General features: G+C 41.7%; 22 protein-coding genes and 1 pseudogene. 14 read left to right on the forward strand and 9 right to left on the reverse strand.

Features of this window, described 5'->3' with window-relative positions:
- Positions 1 to 22: 22 nt before the first annotated feature.
- The 3 genes from V7K56_RS00145 to V7K56_RS00155 all read left to right on the forward strand — a co-directional run bounded on the left by V7K56_RS00145 (position 23) and on the right by V7K56_RS00155 (position 3,032).
- Positions 23 to 580 (forward strand): HdeD family acid-resistance protein, encoded by a 558-nt coding sequence (locus V7K56_RS00145; RefSeq protein WP_334906404.1) that lies wholly within the window; start codon positions 23 to 25, stop codon positions 578 to 580.
- A 175-nt stretch (positions 581 to 755) separates the two neighbouring features.
- On the forward strand, positions 756 to 2,846 hold the full coding sequence (locus tag V7K56_RS00150) for a glycoside hydrolase family 10 protein (protein WP_334906405.1): 2,091 nt from the start codon (positions 756 to 758) through the stop codon (positions 2,844 to 2,846).
- 45 nt (positions 2,847 to 2,891) lie between these two features.
- Entirely contained in the window at positions 2,892 to 3,032 is a 141-nt protein-coding gene (locus V7K56_RS00155; RefSeq protein WP_334906407.1) for a hypothetical protein, read from the forward strand.
- Positions 3,033 to 3,081: 49 nt separating this feature from the next.
- Here the strand turns inward: V7K56_RS00155 and V7K56_RS00160 are convergent, their stop codons facing one another.
- Positions 3,082 to 3,696, reverse strand: coding sequence for a flavodoxin family protein (locus V7K56_RS00160; protein WP_334906409.1), 615 nt, complete (start codon positions 3,694 to 3,696; stop codon positions 3,082 to 3,084).
- A 230-nt stretch (positions 3,697 to 3,926) separates the two neighbouring features.
- Here V7K56_RS00160 and V7K56_RS00165 point away from each other — a divergent pair, with 230 nt between their 5' ends.
- Entirely contained in the window at positions 3,927 to 4,424 is a 498-nt protein-coding gene (locus V7K56_RS00165) for a GNAT family N-acetyltransferase (protein WP_334906411.1), read from the forward strand.
- Between the two features lie 492 nt (positions 4,425 to 4,916).
- On the opposite strand, the gene V7K56_RS00170 is transcribed toward V7K56_RS00165, so the two are convergent.
- Positions 4,917 to 5,567, reverse strand: a complete 651-nt coding sequence (locus tag V7K56_RS00170; RefSeq protein WP_334906413.1) for a cysteine hydrolase — start codon at positions 5,565 to 5,567, stop codon at positions 4,917 to 4,919.
- Positions 5,568 to 6,130: 563 nt separating this feature from the next.
- Between V7K56_RS00170 and V7K56_RS00175 the strand changes: the two are divergent.
- A pseudogene (locus V7K56_RS00175) lies at positions 6,131 to 6,337 on the forward strand (transposase); the annotation flags it as partial.
- Positions 6,338 to 6,355: 18 nt separating this feature from the next.
- On the opposite strand, the gene V7K56_RS00180 reads toward V7K56_RS00175, so the two are convergent.
- From V7K56_RS00180 to V7K56_RS00190, 3 genes are all read right to left on the reverse strand, one after another.
- Entirely contained in the window at positions 6,356 to 6,916 is a 561-nt protein-coding gene (locus V7K56_RS00180) for a hypothetical protein (RefSeq protein WP_334906415.1), read from the reverse strand.
- Between the two features lie 245 nt (positions 6,917 to 7,161).
- Entirely contained in the window at positions 7,162 to 8,511 is a 1,350-nt protein-coding gene (locus V7K56_RS00185) for a cytochrome P450 (RefSeq protein ID WP_334906417.1), read from the reverse strand.
- 72 nt (positions 8,512 to 8,583) lie between these two features.
- A complete protein-coding gene (locus V7K56_RS00190; RefSeq protein ID WP_334906419.1) occupies positions 8,584 to 10,476 on the reverse strand; it encodes a lipoxygenase family protein in 1,893 nt (630 codons plus the stop codon).
- A 427-nt stretch (positions 10,477 to 10,903) separates the two neighbouring features.
- Between V7K56_RS00190 and V7K56_RS00195 the strand changes: the two genes are divergently transcribed.
- The 8 genes from V7K56_RS00195 to V7K56_RS00230 all read left to right on the forward strand — a co-directional run bounded on the left by V7K56_RS00195 (position 10,904) and on the right by V7K56_RS00230 (position 17,523).
- Positions 10,904 to 11,941 carry an aldo/keto reductase gene (locus V7K56_RS00195; RefSeq protein ID WP_334906421.1) on the forward strand — a complete coding sequence of 346 codons (1,038 nt, stop codon included), beginning with the start codon at positions 10,904 to 10,906 and terminating at the stop codon, positions 11,939 to 11,941.
- A 31-nt stretch (positions 11,942 to 11,972) separates the two neighbouring features.
- Positions 11,973 to 12,110, forward strand: a complete 138-nt coding sequence (locus V7K56_RS00200; RefSeq protein WP_334906423.1) for a hypothetical protein — start codon at positions 11,973 to 11,975, stop codon at positions 12,108 to 12,110.
- Between the two features lie 341 nt (positions 12,111 to 12,451).
- The gene (recR, locus tag V7K56_RS00205) at positions 12,452 to 13,009 is read left to right on the forward strand and encodes a recombination mediator RecR (RefSeq protein WP_334906425.1); all 558 of its coding nucleotides are present in this window, start codon (positions 12,452 to 12,454) and stop codon (positions 13,007 to 13,009) included.
- 239 nt (positions 13,010 to 13,248) lie between these two features.
- A complete protein-coding gene (locus V7K56_RS00210) occupies positions 13,249 to 13,845 on the forward strand; it encodes a sigma-70 family RNA polymerase sigma factor (RefSeq protein ID WP_334906427.1) in 597 nt (198 codons plus the stop codon).
- Positions 13,842 to 14,189 (forward strand): hypothetical protein, encoded by a 348-nt coding sequence (locus V7K56_RS00215; protein WP_334906429.1) that lies wholly within the window; start codon positions 13,842 to 13,844, stop codon positions 14,187 to 14,189. The genes V7K56_RS00210 and V7K56_RS00215 overlap by 4 nt, the downstream gene beginning before the upstream one ends.
- 12 nt (positions 14,190 to 14,201) lie before the next feature.
- Positions 14,202 to 14,684 (forward strand): Spy/CpxP family protein refolding chaperone, encoded by a 483-nt coding sequence (locus tag V7K56_RS00220; protein ID WP_334906431.1) that lies wholly within the window; start codon positions 14,202 to 14,204, stop codon positions 14,682 to 14,684.
- Between the two features lie 4 nt (positions 14,685 to 14,688).
- Positions 14,689 to 16,224, forward strand: coding sequence for a DUF1800 domain-containing protein (locus V7K56_RS00225; protein WP_334906433.1), 1,536 nt, complete (start codon positions 14,689 to 14,691; stop codon positions 16,222 to 16,224).
- A gap of 66 nt (positions 16,225 to 16,290) precedes the next feature.
- The gene (locus V7K56_RS00230; protein ID WP_334906435.1) at positions 16,291 to 17,523 is read left to right on the forward strand and encodes a DUF1501 domain-containing protein; all 1,233 of its coding nucleotides are present in this window, start codon (positions 16,291 to 16,293) and stop codon (positions 17,521 to 17,523) included.
- A 99-nt stretch (positions 17,524 to 17,622) separates the two neighbouring features.
- On the opposite strand, the gene V7K56_RS00235 is transcribed toward V7K56_RS00230, so the two are convergent.
- The 4 genes from V7K56_RS00235 to V7K56_RS00250 form a co-directional block, all read right to left on the reverse strand.
- A complete protein-coding gene (locus V7K56_RS00235; protein WP_263983724.1) occupies positions 17,623 to 17,745 on the reverse strand; it encodes a hypothetical protein in 123 nt (40 codons plus the stop codon).
- Positions 17,746 to 17,854: 109 nt separating this feature from the next.
- Positions 17,855 to 18,241, reverse strand: coding sequence for a PAS domain-containing protein (locus tag V7K56_RS00240; RefSeq protein ID WP_334906443.1), 387 nt, complete (start codon positions 18,239 to 18,241; stop codon positions 17,855 to 17,857).
- Positions 18,222 to 18,350: a hypothetical protein gene (locus V7K56_RS00245; RefSeq protein WP_334906445.1), complete on the reverse strand. Its 129-nt coding sequence runs from the start codon at positions 18,348 to 18,350 to the stop codon at positions 18,222 to 18,224. The genes V7K56_RS00240 and V7K56_RS00245 overlap by 20 nt, the downstream gene beginning before the upstream one ends.
- A gap of 372 nt (positions 18,351 to 18,722) precedes the next feature.
- The gene (locus V7K56_RS00250) at positions 18,723 to 20,669 is read right to left on the reverse strand and encodes an amino acid transporter (protein WP_334906447.1); all 1,947 of its coding nucleotides are present in this window, start codon (positions 20,667 to 20,669) and stop codon (positions 18,723 to 18,725) included.
- 518 nt (positions 20,670 to 21,187) lie between these two features.
- On the opposite strand from V7K56_RS00250, the gene V7K56_RS00255 reads away from it, so the two are divergent.
- Complete coding sequence (locus V7K56_RS00255) at positions 21,188 to 22,006, forward strand: Rpn family recombination-promoting nuclease/putative transposase (protein ID WP_334906449.1); 819 nt, start codon at positions 21,188 to 21,190, stop codon at positions 22,004 to 22,006.
- The last annotated feature ends 15 nt before the right edge of the window (positions 22,007 to 22,021 follow it).

The following is a 22,021-nucleotide window of genomic DNA, read 5'->3' on the forward strand; positions in this document are numbered from 1 at the left end:
TAAGAATAGGAAAAGGATTTTTATGACAAGCGATGTTTCTAGAGATCCTAACAAGAATGTAAATGGGTCACTAATAACTGGTATTCTCCTGAGTGTTTTGGGGATTATTGCGATCGTAGCGCCTAATTTCACCACCATATTCGCTGAAACTTGGATTGCCGCGATTTTGATTTTCGCCGGATTTACAAAAGCGGTTTATGCCACTCAAACCCGCGAGCGAGGAGGTTTTGTTTGGAAACTTCTCTTGAGCGGGCTTTATATTGCAACCGGCATTATGCTGTTTGTTTACCCTTATACGGGTGTTCTCACACTGACTCTGTTACTTGGCACATTTTTGTTAACTGAGGGCACATTCGAGTTAATTCTGGCATTTAAGTTACGTCCACAAGAAAACTGGACGTGGATATTAGCTAATGGCATTATTACCCTCGTGTTAGGTGCAATAATTTGGTTCCAGTGGCCCTTCAATGCGCCCTGGCTGATTGGGACATTAGTTGGTGTCAGCATTATTTTCACCGGCATTTCACGCGTGATGCTGGCGTTGAGTGGGCGTTCTACTTTAAGTGGGGAACTACCTTAAGTGGAGAATAGGGAATAGGGAAAGGTTTTCTAAATGCCTAATCTCAATTCCCAGTACCCAAAAAAGTTTACAAGATATTGCAGCAGCGATACCTACAGCTGGCTATGCCTACGCCAATAAAATTGCTAAATTAACTAAGGAAATCAAAATCAAGGCCAGCTAGCTGCAATTAACAATGGTATCTATTGCTACTCCATTCTCGGATATTCAAAACCATTGGGCACGCTCATTTATTACAGCTTTAGCCCAACGCGGTATTGTCAATGGGTTGCCTAATGGTACTTATCGCCCCGATAATTCACTTACCCGTGCTGAATTTGCCGCTATTATCGCCAACGCATTTGGGACAGTTTCCAAGAAGCGGCAGTATATTCCCTTTGTTGATGTATCCACGAATTATTGGGCAGCAGCCGCCATCAAAATAGCTTACGAAAAAGCATTTATTAGCGGGTTTCCTGATAAAACTTTCCGTTCCGCTAACCGAATTACTAGAGTAGAAGTCTTGGTTTCCTTGGTAGGAGGCTTAGAAATTGCCACCAAGGTAAAACCTGACCTCCTCTCAAAGCTCTCACAAATTTATCAAGATTCTATTCAGATTCCTGAGTATGGTAGAAATCACGTAGCTATTGCCACCAGCGCTGGATTGGTGGTTAGTTTCCCAAACATCAAATTACTCAATCCTAATCTCGCAGCTACCCGTGCCGATGTAGCAGTGATTATTTATCAAGCTTTGGTATATTTAGGTCAGGCAGAAAAAATTGCCTCTAGTTACTTAGTGCAGCCGCCAATATTAACGCCAACGCCGATACCAACTCCAACTCCAATACCAACGCCAACACCTACACCGATACCCACACCTACACCTACACCTATCAATAGCGTTAGGGTAAATCATAGCCGGGAATTCCGGGGAGCATGGGTAGTATCTGTGTGGAATGGTGATTGGCCTTCCAAACCGGGACTTTCTGTTGCTCAACAAAAAGCAGAACTTACTGAGATTATTACTAAATTACAAGCGCTAAACTTCAATGCCCTGATTTTCCAGGTGCGACCAGAGGGAGACGCTTTATATGAATCTAGATTAGAGCCTTGGAGTGCTTGGATTACAGGAACTCAAGGAAAAGCACCAGAACCATTTTACGATCCTTTAGCGTTTGCGATCGCAGAATGTCATAAGCATAATCTTGAACTCCATGCTTGGTTTAACCCCTACCGCGCTAGCACCTCCACTGACCCAGCGAAAACAGTCCGTCCCCACATAGCAGCTACCAATCCAGAAAGCGTTTATTTGTGGAAAACACAACGCTGGATGGACCCAGGACTAAAAATAGTTCAGGATAGGGCGTATAACGTAATTCTCGATGTAGTGAAGCGCTACGATGTTGATGGCATTCACTTAGATGATTATTTCTATCCATATCCCATTGACGGCCAACCTTTCCCCGATGATAAAACCTACGCTGCATATAAAGCGGCCAGTGGTACACTCAGCCTTGGCGACTGGCGACGGGACAATGTTAACAAAATGGTACAGCGCCTTTGGCAGGGAATTAAAACAACCAAACCTGACGTGAAATTTGGTATCAGTCCTTTTGGGATTTATCGCCCCGGACAACCCGCTGGTATTACTGGATTGGATGCTTACAATGTGCTGTATGCTGACTCAAAGAAATGGTTAGAAGAAGGTTGGATTGATTATATCGCTCCTCAACTTTACTGGCGCACAGACCAACCACAACAAAGTTATTCAGCGTTGCTAAAGTGGTGGACACAAGTAAACACAAAACAAAGACACGTTTACGCTGGTAACAATCTAACAGAACCAAGCAACAAGAGTCGGGAGAGTGATGAGATTGAAAAACAGGTGAAAATTAGTCGTAGCCAAGCTGGACAGTTATCACTGGGGAATATCTTCTTTAATCTCAGTGTTTTGACGGAAAATAGTCAGGGGATTGCTGATAAATTTCAAAGTCTGCTTTATAACAAACCTGCGCTACCGCCAACTTTGCCTTGGCAGGATACAACACCACCATCTCCACCCATTGGACTACAAGTCAATAACCGTAAACTGAGTTGGCAGCCTGGAGATAATCAGCCAGTTCGTTCTTGGACACTTTATCGGCTGAGTGGCGATACTTGGACAATTGGGCGAATTTTGTCTGCTGGCACAACTTTCGCTACTGTCCAACAAGCGGGAACCTATGCCGTTTGTGCAGTGGATAGATTAGCCAACGAGAGTGTAGGAACAGTTATTACAGTTAGTTGAACAAAATTGCTGCCCAGATTCTTACTAAGTCTGGAAAGTATTCCCATGAAAAGGGCACTCTTACTAGTAGAAAAGACAGCGATGCCTACGGCGGACTACGCCTACGCACTCTGGAAAGTTTGGCATAGTAGCAGTGTACTGCCTATTCTAAGCGATCGCTGTTTTGGTGCAACTTTGACTTTTTGAATTTTTTGTCAGATACAAGGATGCTATAACCAAATATAAGTGTCAAAAGCTACTTAACCCAACGTTTAGTTGCCTCTGCAATGCGTTCCCCAAAGCGTAGCGAAGTCAGATAATCACCCGAATCTAGTACTGCTTCTTTACCACTCATATCGAGTTGACTTTCACCCATTACACCTAAAAATCCTCCTAATCGATTTACCCCATCATCTTTACCAGATAAAAAGCTTTGCAAGTCTCCCACATTTACCCAAATCATGCCATGTTGGGCTGCGTTGGTAGCTAAATAGAGAAGTGTGCCTTGTTTATCGCCACTAGGAGAGCTGGAATGGGTAAAACCCCCAGCAATTTTGTCTTTCCATCCATGTCGAAACCAAACTTCGCTAGCAGCGTCAATAAATGCCTTAAACTGAGCCGCGACACCACCCATGTAGGTAGGAGAGCCAAAAACAATTGCATCAGCTTGATTGAGAGTTGCTATTCCCTGATCATTCTTCCAACGACCATTGACTATCTGCTCTCCAGTAATCCGTAGCAGCTCAACAGTAGTGTCTTTAACTTTACTTGCACCTTCAGCAATAGCTTGGGCCATAAGATGAGTATGACCTGTACCAGAAAAATAGATAATCACAACGTTGGGCATAGGAGATTTAGTTAAAATTTTCACTGAAACTGAACGAGAAATATCATAAGGACTACTGGCTTATAAAGTAAAGTAGTCAATCTTAAAGTCATGCAAATCCCAGCAGGTTTTTTCTGGAGCTAGAGCCGTGTACTGAAACTTAGGGCTAAACTATTACGTAACAAAACATAAAAATAGGTTTTGTTAGTCTCTGTTATTCTTCTAAAAGAAAATTCTTTTGCTCCAAGTCTTTCTCCTATTTTTGTCAACCAGGTATGTGTCTCAATGATGTAGTGATTGACCGTGCCCGTCTCAATGATGTTACTGAAATCGTCAAGTTGGCCCAAGCCAATGACGCACAACATGGTGGTATGTTGTTAGATCATCTTGAGCCAGAGGCTGTGATCATGACTATCTCTCAAATGCCGAGCGTTGTAGCTCGTAAAGATGGTCATGTTGTAGGATTCTTACTCAGTTGGTCAAAGACAACTGCTAATTTACCAATTATAAAGGTGATGTTACAAACCTATCCTGGTACAAAAGATGCTTACTTGTATGGCCCCATTTGTGTTGATGAAACTATGCGTGGGCAAGGTATTGCTGCGGGAATGTTTGCTAAGTTGAAAGATTTTCTACCAGAGCGGGAAGGAATACTGTTCATCAAAGCAAATAATAAAGCATCACTTCAGGCACATAAAAAGATGGGTATGTGCAAGATGGCAGAGTTCATCTATGAAGGCACTAAATTTTTGATATTCGCGTATAATGGCTAACTACTTGATAGATTCTCTTTGAGATGAAACTGAGTGGCTAATCTGGATAATTTAAGTTATTTACTATTAGCTTAATCTGGAAAGTGACACTTTATAAAGAGCCTTTAAAGATATGATAAGTGCAGAACTCAAAGCATTAAAAATGCTTGCTATGCCGCGATCGCCACACAGTTGAGGCTAATTGTGTGGAGACTCATTCAGTTGCAGTTGCTGCTGAAGTTGTTGAATTTCCTCAATCGATAAGCCTGTGGAAGGAGCAATAATGTTGATCGCCACTCCTCTACGCAAGAGATTGATAGCGATCGCCCGTGTCTTTTTTTCTCAGCCTCTCTCTAGATTGAACAATAAACGGTGGATTTCTAGATGATGTCCCTCTGTAACGATCATGTTCAGCGGACACCGATCACCTTTGCAACTCAACGCAGCAGGCTAATAAGTTCTAGCTGCAACATGTTTGTTAAACTGTGTATTGTGATTGCGCCTGAAACCGCTTTAGATTTTAGCTTTCTTGTGAAGTATTAAGCTTATTTCCTCTACAGTTGTGAAGAAGGCATCCCCCATAAATTTAAGGCTAGCAACAGCTCGCTGACCAGCTTCTTCATTACCCGCTCCACAAGCATCAGTCACCATGATTGGGATATAGCCAAGATCGGCAGCATGGCGAATTGTCGGCTCAATCCCGATTTCAGTTGCTACACCTACTATAATTACAGTGTGAATGCCACAGTCGCGTAAAGCAATGTCGAGAGGCGTTCCCTCAAATGCAGACATCGTGATTTTGTTAAAAATTCCTTCGCAAGGAAGTGGAGTTATTTCAGGAATTAATTGAAATCCGGGCGAGTCAGGAAGAAACCAAGGCTTTACATCATCAACTGAGGTTACTCTTTGCCATGCCTTAGCTGTCTTCAGTTGAAAGACACCCGACAATTCTTTGGGTAGTGACATATGACGCATAAAGAATACGCGCAAACCAACTTCTCGCGCTGCTTGAAGAACTTTTATGACCTGGGTTTTTATGTTAGAGCCGTCATTTAACTGGCTAAAAATGCCTATTTGCATGTCATAAACGATCAAAGCTGTTCGATTAAGTTCGCAGGCATCCTCCAAATTTTCAGGAACTTCTAGCCCAAATGCCTTTTCCATTTTTCTTAACTCCTGAACCTTACATATAGAGGGTAGCAGGTTAGTCATAGACAGGTTCAAGTCAGGCTAACTATTTATTATACGGAAACTTCCCGTATAATCTTGTTCTCAAACCTAATATATCAAGCATTACAACGAACTTCTGTCTGAATATACGGAAAACTTCTTTTTTACGTCCTTATTTAGGTACTATACTGAATTTTTCCGTATAACCGCCCTTTACGGCAGGATTATAAATAATTTTTCTGTATAATATCCTTAATTTAGTTTTGTATTTAACGAAATTTACGAGCGATCTCAGCAGGAACGCATTTTTAAAGACGCGATATATCGCGTCTCTACATCTAAACCAATAATAAACCCCTCTTAGAAATCATCCCAACCTTCAATGCTAGAGGACATGACGTAACTAGTTACACTGGCCTCAAAAAAATTTGCTTTCGTGTGAGCTTCTTTCTTAGTATCAGAAAAATGCTCCAAGTGAGTATAGGAATTTTTTTATTGATAGCTTCTTAGTAGTGATAACTTTGCACTCCTTAATTCAACAGTTGTGTGATACCAAAGTAGATGTTGTTTGTCGTACTGAGCCGGGATTTAAAGTATTACCTAAGCGCTGGATTGTTGAACGAACTTTCGCTTGGCGGAATCAATATTGTCGCTTGAGCAAGGATTATGAACTTTTACCAAAAAGGAGTGAGTCCAGAATTTATATAGTAATGATTCGTTTGATGTTAAAACGTCTTGCAAAGTCTTATTCAACCACTTTATAAACATTTACAAACAGCCTCTCAATTTAAGTGGTGTCCAATTACTAAACATTCATTTTGAACTCTGGTAAGCATATCGTTAAAAGCAGGAGTATAACAACCATCTTGATCAACAACCCTACGGAGAGTATATTCACCAGCCCGAGAAAGTCCACCGAACCAAACGTTCTTTCTGTGCCAAATATCTCCATTGAGAGAATTTTTGTCTTGGGACATTGTCAAACTGACAATCGATTTTGAAATTGGTATTCCTAGCACAATAGGTGTGATTTGAGCTTGTAGCAAAGTTTCATCTTCAAACTGAATTTTGTAACTTATTTGAAACCATTGAACTAAATGTAGTAATATCCAGCCAGCAATCGAGTCATGAAAAGTCCACTGTAACGGTGCAAAGACTGGTAAAAGCAAAGTTATATTCTGTATATCCCATTCTAAATTGTACATAGTAATGCAAGTATCTGGCAGGGGATTGCCGTCTAGAAAAAACACACCTTTCAGTACAGATGGTAAGTTTGTTTCTTTGACTGGAATCATCCAGGTAGCAATATTATTAAGTTGCTTTTTCTCAATTAATTCAGCCATATAATTTGTAATTACTTCCTTTCAGCTAAATGAATACCTAAATTTTTAAATAACTGAGTCAGAGAAAAGATGAGTAATCTTGCACTAGAAAAAGAGTAAAATCAACTCAAAAAACCATAACAATTACCAAATTCTAATTCAGGAATGCCACTTGCTTTAAGCTTACACTTAATCGAGCATGAGAAGTAGGAGCGCACAGCTGTGCACCCCTACATAGGATGTTTTTTTAATTGGAAGTCCCTTTCTCACAGTCGTTGAGCAAAACCTTGTAGTAGTAAATTATTAGGAGTAACGGCAGTCACTTTTTCAAAATCCCACTTGACTTCTGTAATTGAGTCCCATTGATAGTTGTGGAACAGATGTAAACAGAAAATTTTGATAAAGCCAATTGATAAGGATTTACCAGGACAGGCTCGCTCATGCTCTTCGCCGTTCCAAGATAAGATATCTGAAAAATTTCGTGTTAGGTCAAAATCATCTGGATTTTGGTATCTATTGGCATCCCGATTAGCTGTAAGAATAGAGCCAAGCAAGCGAGTACCTTTTTGGAATGGACATTTTTGTTCTCCAATTTCAACTTCACCGGCTTCAGTGGTGAGTTGGCTAACAAATCGTACAGGTGGATAGAGACGAGCTGTTTCTAGAATCACTTGATTGAGAAGTGTTAACTTTTCTAGAGCATCTGGATCTAAATTTTTCTTGCCATTCCAGACTGCATTGATTTCTGATACTACATCCTTTCTAAGGGTATTATCTAAGCAAAGAACACCAATCACAGATCCCAAAAGCGCACTTGTGCCGGCAGTACCAGCGATATGAATCATATCGAAAAGGGTATTAACGATTTGGTGTTCGTTCAACTGATACTGAGCGCCTGTTTGAAAGTAAGATGCCCATAAAGCTGATTGTTTATATCGCTTAGTTAAATATTGACGATGCCGAATTTTTGGCGCTGTTAAGATTGCTAGCAGATACTTGCTGATAAAATTAGGTAAGGATGCGAGAGCCAAACCTTTAATGTAACTATCGGATGCTGTGATTTCTTCCTCAGATAAAGATATCTGAAAAACCAGTTGATGCAAAATCGATAGCATGATCTTTGGCAAATCGTTGCCGATGTGTAATTTGCCTTGTTTAGCAGCTTCTAACAGCCTTTGCTCAACTAGATTCCCCAAAAAGTCTATTTTTTGAGACGGTTCCGGTAAGGCTTGTAAAATTACAGTACGTAGTCCTGTGTGTTCGTTACCGTTTGTTCCCAAGCTCAGAGGATTATCAAGCAAGTAACTATGAGCTAATATTCTGATGATGCCTAAATCATTTCCTCGCAGTTGTGGTTGGGTTTGCATTAGTTCTCTTACCTGGGAGTGAGAAGAATGCATAATTGCTTGGTCTACTGCAAAATATTTGTCTCCAATATTGTCCTTACGGATGTAGAGAAAGTCTCGCCATGCGTTGAGCATGATTGACGCATCCATGTAATAAAAAATCAAGCGTAGAAACTTGCCGATCGCAGTGTCGTAACCTACTTTAGCTAGTATAGGTGCAAGCCAAAGCTGGCGATCGTGACCTTTGAGGACTTTATCTTTAAGTGTCATGGTATTTATTTTGAGTCATTTGTCATTTGTCATTGGGTATTGGGCATTGGGCATTAGGCATTTGTCTCCAATTCAGATATTGATGCTCTGAGGAATTTTAGAAGGAAGTAGATATTCATAGGCTGGACGGTGCAAATTACGTTGGTTGATGGTGTCTTCTACCTGCTGAAGATGACTCTGGAATGCTTGTAACAATGGTTTTACTTTTTGGTCTGTAAAGTATCCTTGCTGATAATCGCCTAGCTTGTTATAGTACACAGATCCCAACAAGCTGAGTATGTTGTATTGCCGTTGTGCCTGATCTAAAGGAGGGAGCAAATTAAGGTAGTCTTGCTCAGTAACTTCTCTTTTGAGAGTTGAGGCTGGTAAATAACCTGCCAATGGAATCGCTGCGGCATAGCCCATAAAATCTTTTTGCGGAAAGTTAACCGCAGCGTGTTGAGCACTGGCAGTGAAAATAATCAGCGTAGTGGCATCAATTAGATAATTGCGCGTTTTGATGCTCCCATCTTCGCCAAAATCAAGGATGCGACCACCATCGTAAGCTGAAATTTCTGCTGCCCACGCTTGCAGGGCTGTGTCTTTTTGAATGTCTTCATCGGTGGGATAATAAAGGTTCAGGTAGTCCCAAACCCATTGATGAATAGCATCCCAGACTAGTAGTGCATCATCTCGGTAAGGATAAATAGGCAATAGGTTAGGATCGTCTACACCGCGCTGTTGGAATTGCTTAGGTAAAATGGCGCTGTTAAAACCATAACTTTGCAAGCCTAGCACTGTTAAAACGCGAGAGTTGTCGATTGTTGCTGAGAGTAATCTATCGACACCACCGTCTGGAGCGATGAGAATACGTTGAGCGGCATCGTTAATTGCTAAAGTACTGTCAAAATGCGGGTGTAGTAGAATTCTTAAAGGATGGGTGAGTGGTAGTTGTCGAGCAGTGGCGATCGCAAAAGCACCAATTAGCAAGTGAGTTCTTGCTAGGTGAGTAACAGCTTCGTGGAAGTTGGCATCTGCTATTTGGACTATTGTTTTAGCAAAAAGCCAAGAGTATTTACCGGAGTTAGGGGTAACAATCGGATAATCTGGGCCTGGGGTTTGACCGCATTGAATGGCTATCGGACGTAATAGACGGGTGGGGTCTGAGCCTTTGGGTAAGGCAAACAGTGCTAAGGGAGCATAGAGATATTTTTGCTCGTGTGGGAATGTACCGTTGACCGCACCATCTAAAATTTTATAGTCAGCTAAGTAGAGTCTGCCTTCAAGTCCGGCTGCTGCTAATGAATCGTCACTTCCCATTACTCCTTGGTAATGTTCGTCTGTGACTGGGAAGCGATCGCCTAAAGTTGTTACTCGCTCAATCGTGACTGGATTGTAGCCAGCGACTCGCATGTAGGCAAATACTTCATCTGATTGGTAAGTTTTAGCGATCGCTGGTACACCAATCATCTGAAACAAATTTTCGTAGTCCTTGAGACTGGTTGCATGTCCTGTAGGCTGTCCTTCATATAGAAGGTTAATTATCCTATTTAGAGCATCTCTGAGGATCACAAGTCCGTTTTCTTTCAAAATAGAATAAAAAAGATCGTCGAGTTCTCTAAGATCCTTAGATATGCCATTGAGTAAAAACTGAGGGATAATTAGCAAGATTCTTACCAGAATGTTGATTTTGACTGGTACTGCTCCCTTGAGCAAGGCTTCTAAAATAAACTTTGCGACATCATCACGAATCGATTTAGAACCTTGATTACCTCTGTTAACAATCAAGGTATTAATAAACACAACTCGTACCTGCTGGGCTAATAAAAAATACCAGTTAGTGGTAAACTCTTCGGCAATAGAAAGCCGATCTAGCATCGCAATAGGTGGTATATGGATGTAGTTATATTGATACTGTTGCCTAGCTATATCTAAAGTATGAGTACTTGATGATCTGATTGAATTTTCTGGTGATGAAGCAGTCATTGACTCTACTTATGTTTAGTGCGGGGAACTTTAATAGTTTAGAATAAACAGGTTTGAATTAGCTAAACGTATTATCGCAGTCAATTTTAAAATTACGATTTCTCTCCAGAAATTTTCTGGATTTTCTCAAATCCTAAACCATGCACCAAATTGTTTATAAATATTGCAAGGAATATTTAGCAATACAAATAATATTTGCCAAAATTTAGAAACAATTCTCAAAAAAGACTCTTGTACTAACGTATTGTGTTTTAGTTGACATTTTAACCACTGAAACAATATCAGAAATAGGACTATCAGATTCTTTCTCTATCAAAAATTTATCTTTACCTGACTGCTTTTATCCTTCAACAGTTAGAAGCAGCGAATTTTGTTCTATGCAAAGCTATGAAGGTAAATTTTCATACTGTGGCAGAAGGATAAATTTGTGGATATTAGTAGACGAAATTTACTGAAGGTAGTTTCTGCTTCTAGTTTAGGTGGAGCCGGGATATTTGCTTTACAAGGTTTAACCAAACAAGTTTTAGCGCAAAATCAGTCTACCTCACCCCAGATTAAAAAAGGTGAAATGCTTTACAGGCAACTAGGACGCACCAAAGAACAAATATCTGTAATTGGTCTAGGTGGTCATCATATTGGTAGACCAAAAGACGAACAAGAGGGTATTGGGCTGATCCGTACTGCTCTTGATCGCGGGATTAATTTTATGGACAATAGCTGGGATTACCATAATGGAGGTAGCGAAATTCGCATGGGTAAAGCTCTGCAAAATGGTTATCGTCAAAAAGCTTTTCTGATGACTAAAATCGACGGTCGCACAAAGGCGGCTGCTGCTAAACAAATTGATGAATCTTTAAAACGTTTGCAAACAGACCGCATTGATTTATTACAGCATCATGAAGTCATTCGCATGGAAGACCCAGACCGGATTTTTGCCCCTGGTGGTGCGATGGAAGCAGTTTTGGAAGCACAAAAAGCTGGTAAGATTCGCTACATCGGCTTTACTGGACACAAAGACCCTTTAGTACACCTGAGAATGTTAGAAGTTGCCAATCAAAACAACTTCCATTTTGATGCAGTGCAGATACCGTTAAATGTTATGGATGCCCATTTCCGCAGTTTTGAAAGGCAAGTTTTACCCAAACTGGTTCAAGATGGAATTGCTGTACTAGGGATGAAATCAATGGGCGATCAAAACATTCTCAAAAGCAATGTGGTCAAACCTATTGAATGTCTGCATTACGCAATGAATTTGCCAACTTCAACGGTGATTACAGGCATTGAAAGTATGCCCATTTTAAACCAGGCTTTCGAGGCAGTACGTACTTTTAAACCGATGAGCCAGGAACAAGTTAGAGCATTACTAAATCGGACTCGCCAAGCTGCTCTCAAAGGTCAGTATGAACTGTTTAAAACCACTAGCCAATTTGATAGTACAGCCAAAAATCCTGAGTGGTTAGGATAAATTTTAGCTAGAGCGTGTTTGAAAACTAAGGATGAAAGCGATTTGGGCAGTTCACAGCAAACAACCGTATATTTTACTGTGGGCACAAAACTGGCAGAGCGGCTGCAAAATCCAGAACTATAGCAAAGTGCTGTTAGCGTCAGCGGGGCGTTTAGCCCGTGCTGAGTAAAAACCTAGTTCTGTCAAGGCTTTGAGCGATCAACACTGTCCTAACATATCTGACTACGGCTATAAGTACAATTTTGCATTAAAGCGCAGCGTTTTTAATGCAGGGGGATGCAATGGCATTGCAGGGGCACCATTAACATTGTATTGGGATGCAATGGCATTGCAAGGTATTGCCTTTCTTTAATTCGTTACAAATTAATGAAATGGTTTACTAAGCGATCGTGAGTTGGAAGTGTTGCGCCTGATGGAAGTACTGAAAAAATGTCATCATAGTTAAAGTGAAAACATTTTGGAGACAAGACAACGGTTTACGCACGCCCTTTAGCACGGTTAATTGAACAATTGCAACGCCTACCGGGAGTTGGCCCCAAAAGTGCCCAACGACTGGCTTTGCATATTTTGAAGCGACCAGAAGCAGAAGTAGCAGCTTTGGCACAAGCTTTAATTGAGGCAAAAAAACAGATAGGCTTGTGTTCTGTTTGCTTTCACTTATCTGCTGAACCTGTTTGTGAAATTTGCCGCAATCCCAACCGTGACAACGATACTATCTGTGTTGTTGCAGATCCTCGCGATGTGATTGCGCTGGAAAAAACCCGCGAATACAAAGGCAAGTATCACGTTTTGGGCGGAGTGATTTCGCCAATTGATGGAATTGGCCCAGATCAATTGAATATACTAGCTTTGCAGCGCCGGGTGAGTCAGCAAAAACCTCAAGAAGTAATTCTGGCAATTAGTCCGAGTGTAGAAGGGGAGACAACAACCTTATATATCGGTCAGCTATTGAAACCATTTACCAAGGTGACGCGGATTGCTTTTGGTTTACCTGTAGGTGGTGATTTGGAGTACGCAGACGAAGTGACTTTGGCAAGGGCCTTAGAAGGACGCCGGGAGTTAGATTAAATTTTGTTTATTTTGCTGGTTAATCACTTTCTAGACTATTGACTGTACATAACATCCGATCACAAGACGTACTTCGTCCCTGGATAAAGCAGATTTCTTTAAAAACAGTCTCTAAGTATAATTTCTACTTTTACCAAAACTCCACCTGTTTTTGCAACAGAAACCTGATTTGAACCTTTTTCTAATTCATCCGGTCTAATAAATACAAGCAACGAAACGGGTAGAGGAGAAGACCTCAGGTGTTAGTTGTACCAGAAGAGGTTTCAAAAGCAAATCAAGTGATTGGTGAATCAGAAAGCGAATCTGATAGCTATCTAGTGCAGCAGTGCTTGCGGGGTGATACCCAAAGCTACGGTCAGCTTTACCGTCGCCATCAGCAAAGAGTGAGGTCAATCCTCTATAAACTCTGTACTCCTGCCTGTCTCGATGATGTGGTGCAGGAAGTGTTTCTGCAAGCCTGGAAAGGATTGCCCAAGTTTCGCCAAACAGCAAAATTTTCCACTTGGCTGTACCGAATCGCTTGGAATGTAGCTTATGACCAGCGACAAGCAGATATTAAAAGGCGAACTCAATTACAGATTCTTAATGAAAAAACTCCTATTGAGCAGGAAGCTCCAGAGTTAATGAATCTGCATTATCAAGACCTTGTGCAACGGGGACTAGCAAACCTAAGTTTTGACCATCGTACTATATTGGTTTTGCATGATTTGGAAGAAGTACCTCAAAAAGAAATCGCACAAATCTTAGATATTCCCTTGGGAACAGTCAAGTCACGCCTATTCCATGCTCGTGCTGCGATGCGTCAATTTCTTCAAAACCAGGGAGTACAGCTATGACTAAGTTGCCCAATGATGATTCTGATCTGATTAATTTTTTGCGCCAACATCGCCCAGAAGTTCCGCCAGCTGCGTCTGATTTAGAACAACAAATTTTACAACAGGTAAAAACTTGGCCTTTGCCACCCTTAGTCCACTATTTTAGGCTGAGGTTAGTTCTGCCTGCTCTTGCTGCGGGATTAGTCGCTGCTATAGTTGGCTACCGCACTTTGATGCCGACTCAACCAAGTCCAGCTGAAATTGCCACACTGCAAAATTTTATTGAAAGTAATTGGCAAGGTACAGTCAGTGACGAACATCTGGAAAGTGATGTCTGGCATTTTACAGACTTAGACACTGAATAGGAGATCGTTTTGATGTTAATCCGTCGTGTTTCGATTTTGGCGGTGGGGATAATTGCCCTTGGTAGCACTATTGCTCTGTACAAGCCAACTTTATTTTCCCACCAAGTTATAGCCCAAACTCCCACAAGAAGTGTAACTCGTCCAAATCGTGGAAAATCTGGGGGATGGCTCAAGGAGTTGAATTTGACATCCCAGCAATTACAACAAATTAAGGAAATTCGCCATCAATCTAAACAACAGATAGCCCAAAAATCACAAGAGATACGTCAAAGGCAACAGGAATTACATGACCTGATAGCAGGGACGACAGCTACTAAAGAACAAGTGCGGGATAAATATAACCAAATTAAGCTTGTGAAACGGCAGCTTGCTGATATCCAGTTTGAAAATACCCTTGCTATTCGCGAAATTTTGAACCCAGAGCAACGGCAGAAATTTGCCGATCGCATGTATAAAAAAAATCCTCGCCAAAATCCTCCAGCACAACATAATTAACTCTATGACTGTCAAGCCGAAATATTGGGTGTTGTTACTGTCAATCTTACTGGGGTCAATTTCTCCCAGTGATGCAGCCTCCACACCTGTTGACCCAAAAGTATTACATATAATTAATCGCCTCAGCTTTGGCCCTCGTCCGGGAGATGTGCAAAAAGTAGAATCTATGGGTGTAGAGCGATATATTCAAGAGCAACTCTCACCCGAATCAATTCCCGAACCACAAAGTCTCACCAGCCAACTAAATCAGCTAAATACTCTCCAATTGAATCCAGTGGCACTTTTAGAACATGGGAAGACGAATCTCCCAGGGCAAAAACCCACCCAGTTGGAAAGAAAAGCTGCCAACAAATGGGCGAAACAGGTTCTAGATGAAGCCGTCCAGGCGCGATTATTAGAGGCAACTAGCAGTGAGCGACAACTCCAGGAAGTAATGGTGGACTTTTGGTATAACCATTTTAATATCGATGCTGGTAAAGGACGCGATCGCCTCTGGGTGGGAGCTTACGAACAACAAGCGATTCGACCTTACGCTTTGGGTCGCTTTCGTGACTTGTTAGGGGCAACAGCCCATCATCCAGCCATGCAGTATTACCTAGACAACTTCCAAAATCGGGCTGACAGCCGCCCCGATGCCAAAGGTAATATTCCAGGTTTGAATGAGAACTATGCCCGTGAACTGATGGAGCTACACACTCTTGGCGTAGATGCAGGTTATACTCAGCAAGATGTGATTGCTCTGGCGCGGATTTTGAGTGGTTGGGGTTTCAGTCGTCCCGGTCAGCAGACAGATAATCCTTTGGGATTTTACTTCAATCCAAAACGTCATGACTTTAGCGACAAAGTTTTCTTAGGACATACAATTAAAAGCGGTGGTCAAGCCCAAGGGGAGGAAGCTTTGGATATTTTGGCTCAAAGTCCGGCCACTGCACGTCATATCAGCTATCAGTTAGCTCAATATTTTGTCAGCGATGTTCCCCCGACTACTCTGGTAAACAATCTCACACAACGTTATCTTGCCACTGATGGCAATATTCGTGAGGTTCTCAATACCCTATTCCACAGCCGGGAATTCTGGGATACCAAAAACTTTAATGCCAAGTTTAAAACCCCATATCAATACGCAATCTCTGCGGTGCGAGCCACTGGTGTGGAAGTGAAGAACACAAGACCCATCTCTAATGTGCTGCAACAGTTGGGAATGCCCCTATATCGTTGCCAAACTCCAGACGGTTATAAAAATACAGAAGATGTGTGGTTAAATCCTGATGCGATGAACCGCCGCCTGAGTTTTGTGACAGCGATCGCTAATGGTAATTTACCTTTATCAAGCATCCCCCCAAAGAAGGAACAGAGAGATAAAAATGGCACAGAACAAAGACCTTTACAAAAGTCTCCCAATATTCGTGTAGATGCTTGGCAACTAAGCAATACATTGGGTGATTTTTTGTCAATGACAACAAAAAAGGTGATCGCCTCTAGTTCCCCACAAATTCATAGTGCTTTAATTTTGGGAAGTCCAGAATTTATGCGTCATTAGTTACACACTAGCGAAAACGCGGTTCGTTAAAACAAAAAATTTTCACAACTCATAGTAATTTTAATTATGAAAAGACGTGACTTCCTCATCCAAGGTAGAATTTTTTCAGCTGCTGCGATTGCAGCTGTCAGTAGCAATGCTTGGGTAGCTAGATCCGCCACCCAAAACAGCGATCGCCAGCGCTTAATTGTGATTTTCCTCCGGGGCGCAGTAGACGGTTTAAACATCGTGGTTCCTTACCTAGAGACAGCTTACTATCAAGCCCGACCGCAAATTGCTATTCCTCAACCAGGGAAAGAAGGGGGAGTCATAGATTTAGATGGACGCTTTGGCTTGCATCCGGCATTAGCTTCTGTGATACCCTTTTGGCAGCAAAATAGTTTGGCATTTGTTCATGCTTGTGGTTCTCCCGATCCAACTCGCTCTCACTTTGATGCTCAACAATATATGGAAAACGCTACCCCTGGTGACAAACATACTCAGGATGGTTGGATGAATCGTTTACTGGGGGTAATTTCTCAAAAAACACCCATTCAAGCAGTAAGTGTGGGAGAAACAACACCCTGGATTTTTTCTGGTCGGATGCCTGTAGCGAACATCGCATCAGGGAGAAATGCTAACAGACCTCTGGCAATAGATCGTCCTCAATTAGCAGCAGCATTTGATCAACTCTATGTCGGTAATGATGCTTTAAGTCAGACCTATCACCAAGGAAGGATGGTGCGTCAGACAATCGTCAATGACCTAGATAGTGAAATGAAAATGGCCAATAATGGTGCGCCTTCACCTGATGCTTTCGCCAACGATGCCCAACGATTAGCACGACTAATGCTCAAAGACTCCAGAATTGAATTAGGGTTTATGGCTTTGGGGGGTTGGGATACCCATGTTAATCAAGGTAACACTCAAGGACAGTTAGCTCGGAACTTAAAAAAATTGGGTTCTGGTTTGGCAGCTTTGGTCAATGGTTTGGGGAGCGTTTACCAAAATACGACAATTGTCGTGATGTCTGAGTTTGGTCGGACAGTGAAGCAAAATGATAACGGTGGTACTGACCACGGTCATGGGAATGTTATGTGGGTTTTGGGTGGTCAAATTCGCGGTGGCAAAGTTTACGGTGAATGGCCTGGTCTATCTACAGCCCAACTTTACCAAGGTAGGGACTTGGCTGTTACTACTGATTTTCGGGATGTTATCTCTGCGGTGTTGTCAGATCATCTACATCTCAACGAAGTAAAATTGAATCAAGTGTTGCCAAATTACACCTCTACTCAGAAAGTAGCATTAGTTCTCAAGTAAGTAATTTTTTAACGTAGACGCTGCATCAGCTTGCCGCAGGCTACCGCAAAGGGCGCAAAGGAAGAGAAGAAGGCATATAACAGAATAACCCCTCTTTTGTCACTTTCGGCAGAGAATAATCTGTAACTCTTGCCCAGACAGGATTTTACCTATAGAGCTTTGTTTAGAGGTTTCTATTAGTTTGCGATCGCTAATCTTCTCACTAAATCTAGGTTTCATCATTTAGCCTCAATTTTTATTTCCCCGGAGTGACAAAAGAGGGTTATTTAAGTTGTCAAGTACCTTTTTGAGTATTTTAGCTGATTGACAAAAAGTGCTTTATTTTAACCTCTCACGGATGTTGAGTATCTTGTTCGCAACTAAAGTCTTCCTGGAACTGGGCGTGCTTAGATTCCGTAATATCCGAAAAAGTTGTGACGATCGCATACAGATTGCTTCCTTCAATTTTAAACAGAGGTTGCGAAGATAACAACAGCCAGACTAACTCACTGTTTGGCTTATAAAAGCCACACACCACATTTGAGCAAGGTTTACCTGTATTTTGGGTAATGATCGCAGGATGAGTTTCACTGAGTAAATGAGAGCCATCTTCATGAATAAACTGCCACTTGGGATCAAGCAAATTTTGCCCTACAAGCTGTTGTGCGGTCAGTCCCAAAATGCGATCACTAGAGGCATTGCAAGCCTGGATAGTGCCATCAGCCAACTGAAGCACCATATCCTTCTTCTTCACTGGCTACTGGGGAAAATTTTGCCTTTTTACTAACTTGCCGATGCAGCAGCTTGTGATTAGCCAGCTGGTTCTGGAACTTTTCTGCGTCTGGCATTCTAAAAAGTTAATTAAATAATTTTAAAGTTAATCTCAGATTGAATGGCTGATTATTACATAAATTTTAGGACAATTTCTTCCATCTGGAGGCAGAAGCAGCGATCGCTACTTCTACACTGGTTTATTTTTTGCCACATCTTTATAAGACAAGGGGATGGAGGATGGGCCAATACAGTTCGGTTAAGACAGTTATCTGTTGAGGTGAGATCTTGAGGCAGGGGGAGAAGAGGATCAAGGGGAGAAATGAATTATTATTTAATAACTCTTTTTCCTCCCCTGCCTCCCTTGCCTCCCCTGCCTGCCTCAACCAAGAAATTCCTTAACCGAACGGTATTGCTTGTCTCCCCTTCCCCTTGTCCTCTTTTGTGACTCAACCCCCAACATGAATACCAGGTCGCATTTCGGGATTCTTTTCAGCCCGACGCAGTACTTCCCGGGTAACTACAGCAATGTCACCTTCACCAAACAAGATAAAACGCAATAAATATTGTATAGGATTTCCCTCAACCCAGCCGAAGTAAGCATGGGGAATCTTACTCGTTTGGTCGCGAATGTAAAGTAGTAAAGCTGCGATCGCATTCGGTACTGCTGCACTTTCAGCCCGGAGGATGCGATAATCACCAACTTGTGCCCCTTTTACTTTAATTACATCCGCAAATTCCGAAGCATCGGAGACATGAATTTCTAAAAATAGAATTGGATCGTCGAGTGGAATATGGTTGTCTTCGCGTACCTCTTTTTCTTTCATAAAATACTCTAAGACATCGCCCGTATTTAATCGATTTGCAATCAGTCGTATTGTTCCTTGGCTATCTTCGGTAAGGAATTGGGCAGCAACTTCGTCAATTTCAATTCGCTCTGCTCGCAGTTCTGTTGAACGCCAAACACGAGAAACCAGCGAGGTAAAAATGATCGCACCGATGAAAAACCCAGCAATCTTAATCCCTTCTGGTCTTTCGATGATATTGACAATAGTGGTATATAAAAATAACAGTGTAATGATGCCAAAAATGAGTCTAGCCCGCTTCTGTCGGTGACGATGGGCTGATAAAGTTACGGCAAAGGCCGCTGAGGTGATCAACACAAGCACACCAGTTGCATAAGCCCCACCTTGGGCTTCTACACTTGCTTTGAAAATAATTGTGACAACCAAAGCGATCGCTGTGTAGACTAACACCAAAGGTCGGGTTACTCGTGCCCAATTGGGCGCCATGCCATAGCGTGGTAGGTAGCGAGGCACGATATTTAATAGCCCTGCCATTGCAGATGCACCTGCAAACCACAAAATAGAAATAGTACTTAAATCGTAAATTGTGCCAAAGGCATTGCCCAAATACAAATGTGCTAAATAAGCAAGGGCCCGTCCGTTAGCTTTGCCCCCCGATGCAAATTCTGCAGCTGGAATCAGTAGAGTGGTTATAAAACTGGTGGTAAGCAAAAAGAAGCTCATAATTAGAGCCGCAGAGGTGAGTAGTTTGCGTGTATTCCGAATCCGCCCTTTAGGATGATGCGGAGTGCTGTTACAGTTACCTTTAACCAGAGGCATCACGGTAACACCAGTCTCAAAACCTGACAATCCTAGCGCTAGTTTGGGGAAGATGATCAAAGAGATGCCGATTAGCATCAAAGGGTTAGAATGGCGTGCAAAAAGTGCAGTTTGCCAATTCGGGATCGTTTCTGTGTGATTTAATATCTGATACAGACCGACACCAACGACAATGAAGTTTAACAGCAGATAAGCTCCCACCAAAACTACTGCAATCCCAATGGCTTCTCGGAAACCTCTCAAGAAAACTGCACCTAGTAGTGCAACTAATATCAGGGTAACTGCGATCGTTTGATTGTGAAGCCAATTTGGCGTCAGCGGATTTTCGATGATATGAGCAGTAGCATCAGCAGCGGACAAAGTAATGGTAATAATAAAGTCAGTTGCTACAAACCCAAGTAAGCACAGTACAAGTAATTTGCCTTGCCACCAGGAAAGTAAACGCTCTAACATTGCGATCGACCCTTCACCATGAGGGCTTTCGGCAGCAATGCGCCGATAGATTGGCAACGCTCCAAAGAGCGTCAGCAAAACCAGAATTAGGGTAGCTATAGGAGAAAGAGCGCCAGCCGCCAGTGCTGCAATCCCTGGTTGATAGCCAAGGGTAGAGAAATAATCTACACCAGTCAAGCACATAACCTGCCACCAAGAATGTTGGCGATGTGCTTCTTCCTTGCGGTAAGGTCCTTTTTTCTCTTGTCGGTTTTCTTCAAGCAACCAATGGATTAACTGGCTGCCGAGCCGTTTTGTTGAAACAATTGATTTAGCCATCAAATACGGTTGTATTGCAAAAGTCGGCTTTGTGATTTTTTAAGCCTTCGTGGTTTATTAAAATTTTTAACTACAAAGGTATAGCATTATTATTGTATGTTAAGCATCCTGTCCAATTTATAAAATATATAGTAGCTGCTCGTAGTCGTCTACCATATTAAGATCGTTTGCAGCTTTTGGTATAGGAATAATCAATACTGCAACCGTATATTTCGGGATTAACGCTTTCACATTTTTAGCACTTTCAAGCTGTATCAGTTCTAAAAAAACGCCCTTGCTAAACAAAGTATGTACGCAATTAACAAATCAGCCCTAAAACAAAAGTCATTTTTAGTTATATGATGTTCGTGTAACTGACTATAAAATAATTAATCTTCTAATATATAACTCTGTTTGTGTAGCTGAAGACTTTAGTTTGATGGAGTTATGGACATATAGTCGTACACAATATACAGGCAATGTATTAGATAGGTTCCCAGCATCATGCGAATCCATCAGCACCAACTACAGTAATTCAGATGTTTGACAATATCTGTAAATTTTTAGTTGAGAACTTCTCTAGTGACTTCGCTAGATGGTTATTAGGCGAATCTATTAATTTAACAGAATTAAGTCCAAAAGAATTATCTCTCGAACCGATTCGGGCTGATGCTCTAATTCTGTTGCAGTCGGAGCAAAGCATATTGCATTTGGAATTTCAAACCCAAGTCGATGCGGAAATTCCTTTTCGGATGATTGACTATCGATTACGAGCATATCGCCGCTTTCCAGACAAAGCAATGCATCAAGTTGTAATTTACCTCAAGCAGACAAATTCAAATTTGGTGCGACAAAATACATTTACAATTGCTAGAACACGACATGAATTTGCAGTTATCAGACTTTGGGAACAACCAACTGAAGTATTTTTGAGAACACCTGGACTTTTACCTTTGGCGGTGTTAAGCAGTACAATTGAGCCAGAAGTTATACTTAACGAAGTGGCACGGAAAATTAACGGTATTACAGAATTAAGAGCTCAAAGTAATATTGCTGCTTCTACAGCGATTTTAGCTGGTTTAGTATTAGATAAAGAGGTTATTAAACGAGTTTTGAGGTCAGATATGATGCGCGAGTCAGCGATTTATCAAGACATTCTACAAGAAGGTAAAGCTGAAGGTAAGGCTGAAGGTAAGGCTGAAGGTAAGGCTGAAGGTAAGGCTGAAGCGTTACTCGAAGTGGCAAGAAATCTATTTAGTACTGGTATGCCATTAGAACAGATCGGCAGAGTCACAGGGTTATCAATTGAGCAATTACAGTATTTACAGGCAAGTGAGTCTCGTGAGTCCAATCAATAAAGAATCGGTGCAGGT

Origin of the sequence: Nostoc sp. (genome assembly GCF_036917535.1) — a bacterium.
Taxonomy (GTDB): domain Bacteria; phylum Cyanobacteriota; class Cyanobacteriia; order Cyanobacteriales; family Nostocaceae; genus Nostoc.

Bases quoted from the DNA above. Each gene is read 5' to 3' on its own strand.
- V7K56_RS00145 (WP_334906404.1), top strand. From the start codon at position 23: ATGACAAGCGATGTTTCTAGAGATCCTAACAAGAATGTAAATGGGTCA.
- V7K56_RS00250 (WP_334906447.1), bottom strand. From the start codon at position 20,669: ATGGCTAAATCAATTGTTTCAACAAAACGGCTCGGCAGCCAGTTAATC.
- V7K56_RS00200 (WP_334906423.1), top strand. From the start codon at position 11,973: ATGAAAGCGATTTGGGCAGTTCACAGCAAACAACCGTATATTTTACTG.
- V7K56_RS00170 (WP_334906413.1), bottom strand. From the start codon at position 5,567: ATGGAAAAGGCATTTGGGCTAGAAGTTCCTGAAAATTTGGAGGATGCC.
- V7K56_RS00190 (WP_334906419.1), bottom strand. From the start codon at position 10,476: ATGACTGCTTCATCACCAGAAAATTCAATCAGATCATCAAGTACTCAT.
- V7K56_RS00245 (WP_334906445.1), bottom strand. From the start codon at position 18,350: ATGCCAGACGCAGAAAAGTTCCAGAACCAGCTGGCTAATCACAAGCTG.
- V7K56_RS00185 (WP_334906417.1), bottom strand. From the start codon at position 8,511: ATGACACTTAAAGATAAAGTCCTCAAAGGTCACGATCGCCAGCTTTGG.
- V7K56_RS00220 (WP_334906431.1), top strand. From the start codon at position 14,202: ATGTTAATCCGTCGTGTTTCGATTTTGGCGGTGGGGATAATTGCCCTT.
- V7K56_RS00165 (WP_334906411.1), top strand. From the start codon at position 3,927: ATGTGTCTCAATGATGTAGTGATTGACCGTGCCCGTCTCAATGATGTT.
- V7K56_RS00150 (WP_334906405.1), top strand. From the start codon at position 756: ATGGTATCTATTGCTACTCCATTCTCGGATATTCAAAACCATTGGGCA.
- V7K56_RS00225 (WP_334906433.1), top strand. From the start codon at position 14,689: ATGACTGTCAAGCCGAAATATTGGGTGTTGTTACTGTCAATCTTACTG.
- V7K56_RS00180 (WP_334906415.1), bottom strand. From the start codon at position 6,916: ATGGCTGAATTAATTGAGAAAAAGCAACTTAATAATATTGCTACCTGG.
- V7K56_RS00155 (WP_334906407.1), top strand. From the start codon at position 2,892: ATGAAAAGGGCACTCTTACTAGTAGAAAAGACAGCGATGCCTACGGCG.
- V7K56_RS00255 (WP_334906449.1), top strand. From the start codon at position 21,188: ATGTTTGACAATATCTGTAAATTTTTAGTTGAGAACTTCTCTAGTGAC.
- V7K56_RS00235 (WP_263983724.1), bottom strand. From the start codon at position 17,745: ATGATGAAACCTAGATTTAGTGAGAAGATTAGCGATCGCAAACTAATA.
- V7K56_RS00215 (WP_334906429.1), top strand. From the start codon at position 13,842: ATGACTAAGTTGCCCAATGATGATTCTGATCTGATTAATTTTTTGCGC.
- V7K56_RS00230 (WP_334906435.1), top strand. From the start codon at position 16,291: ATGAAAAGACGTGACTTCCTCATCCAAGGTAGAATTTTTTCAGCTGCT.
- V7K56_RS00240 (WP_334906443.1), bottom strand. From the start codon at position 18,241: ATGGTGCTTCAGTTGGCTGATGGCACTATCCAGGCTTGCAATGCCTCT.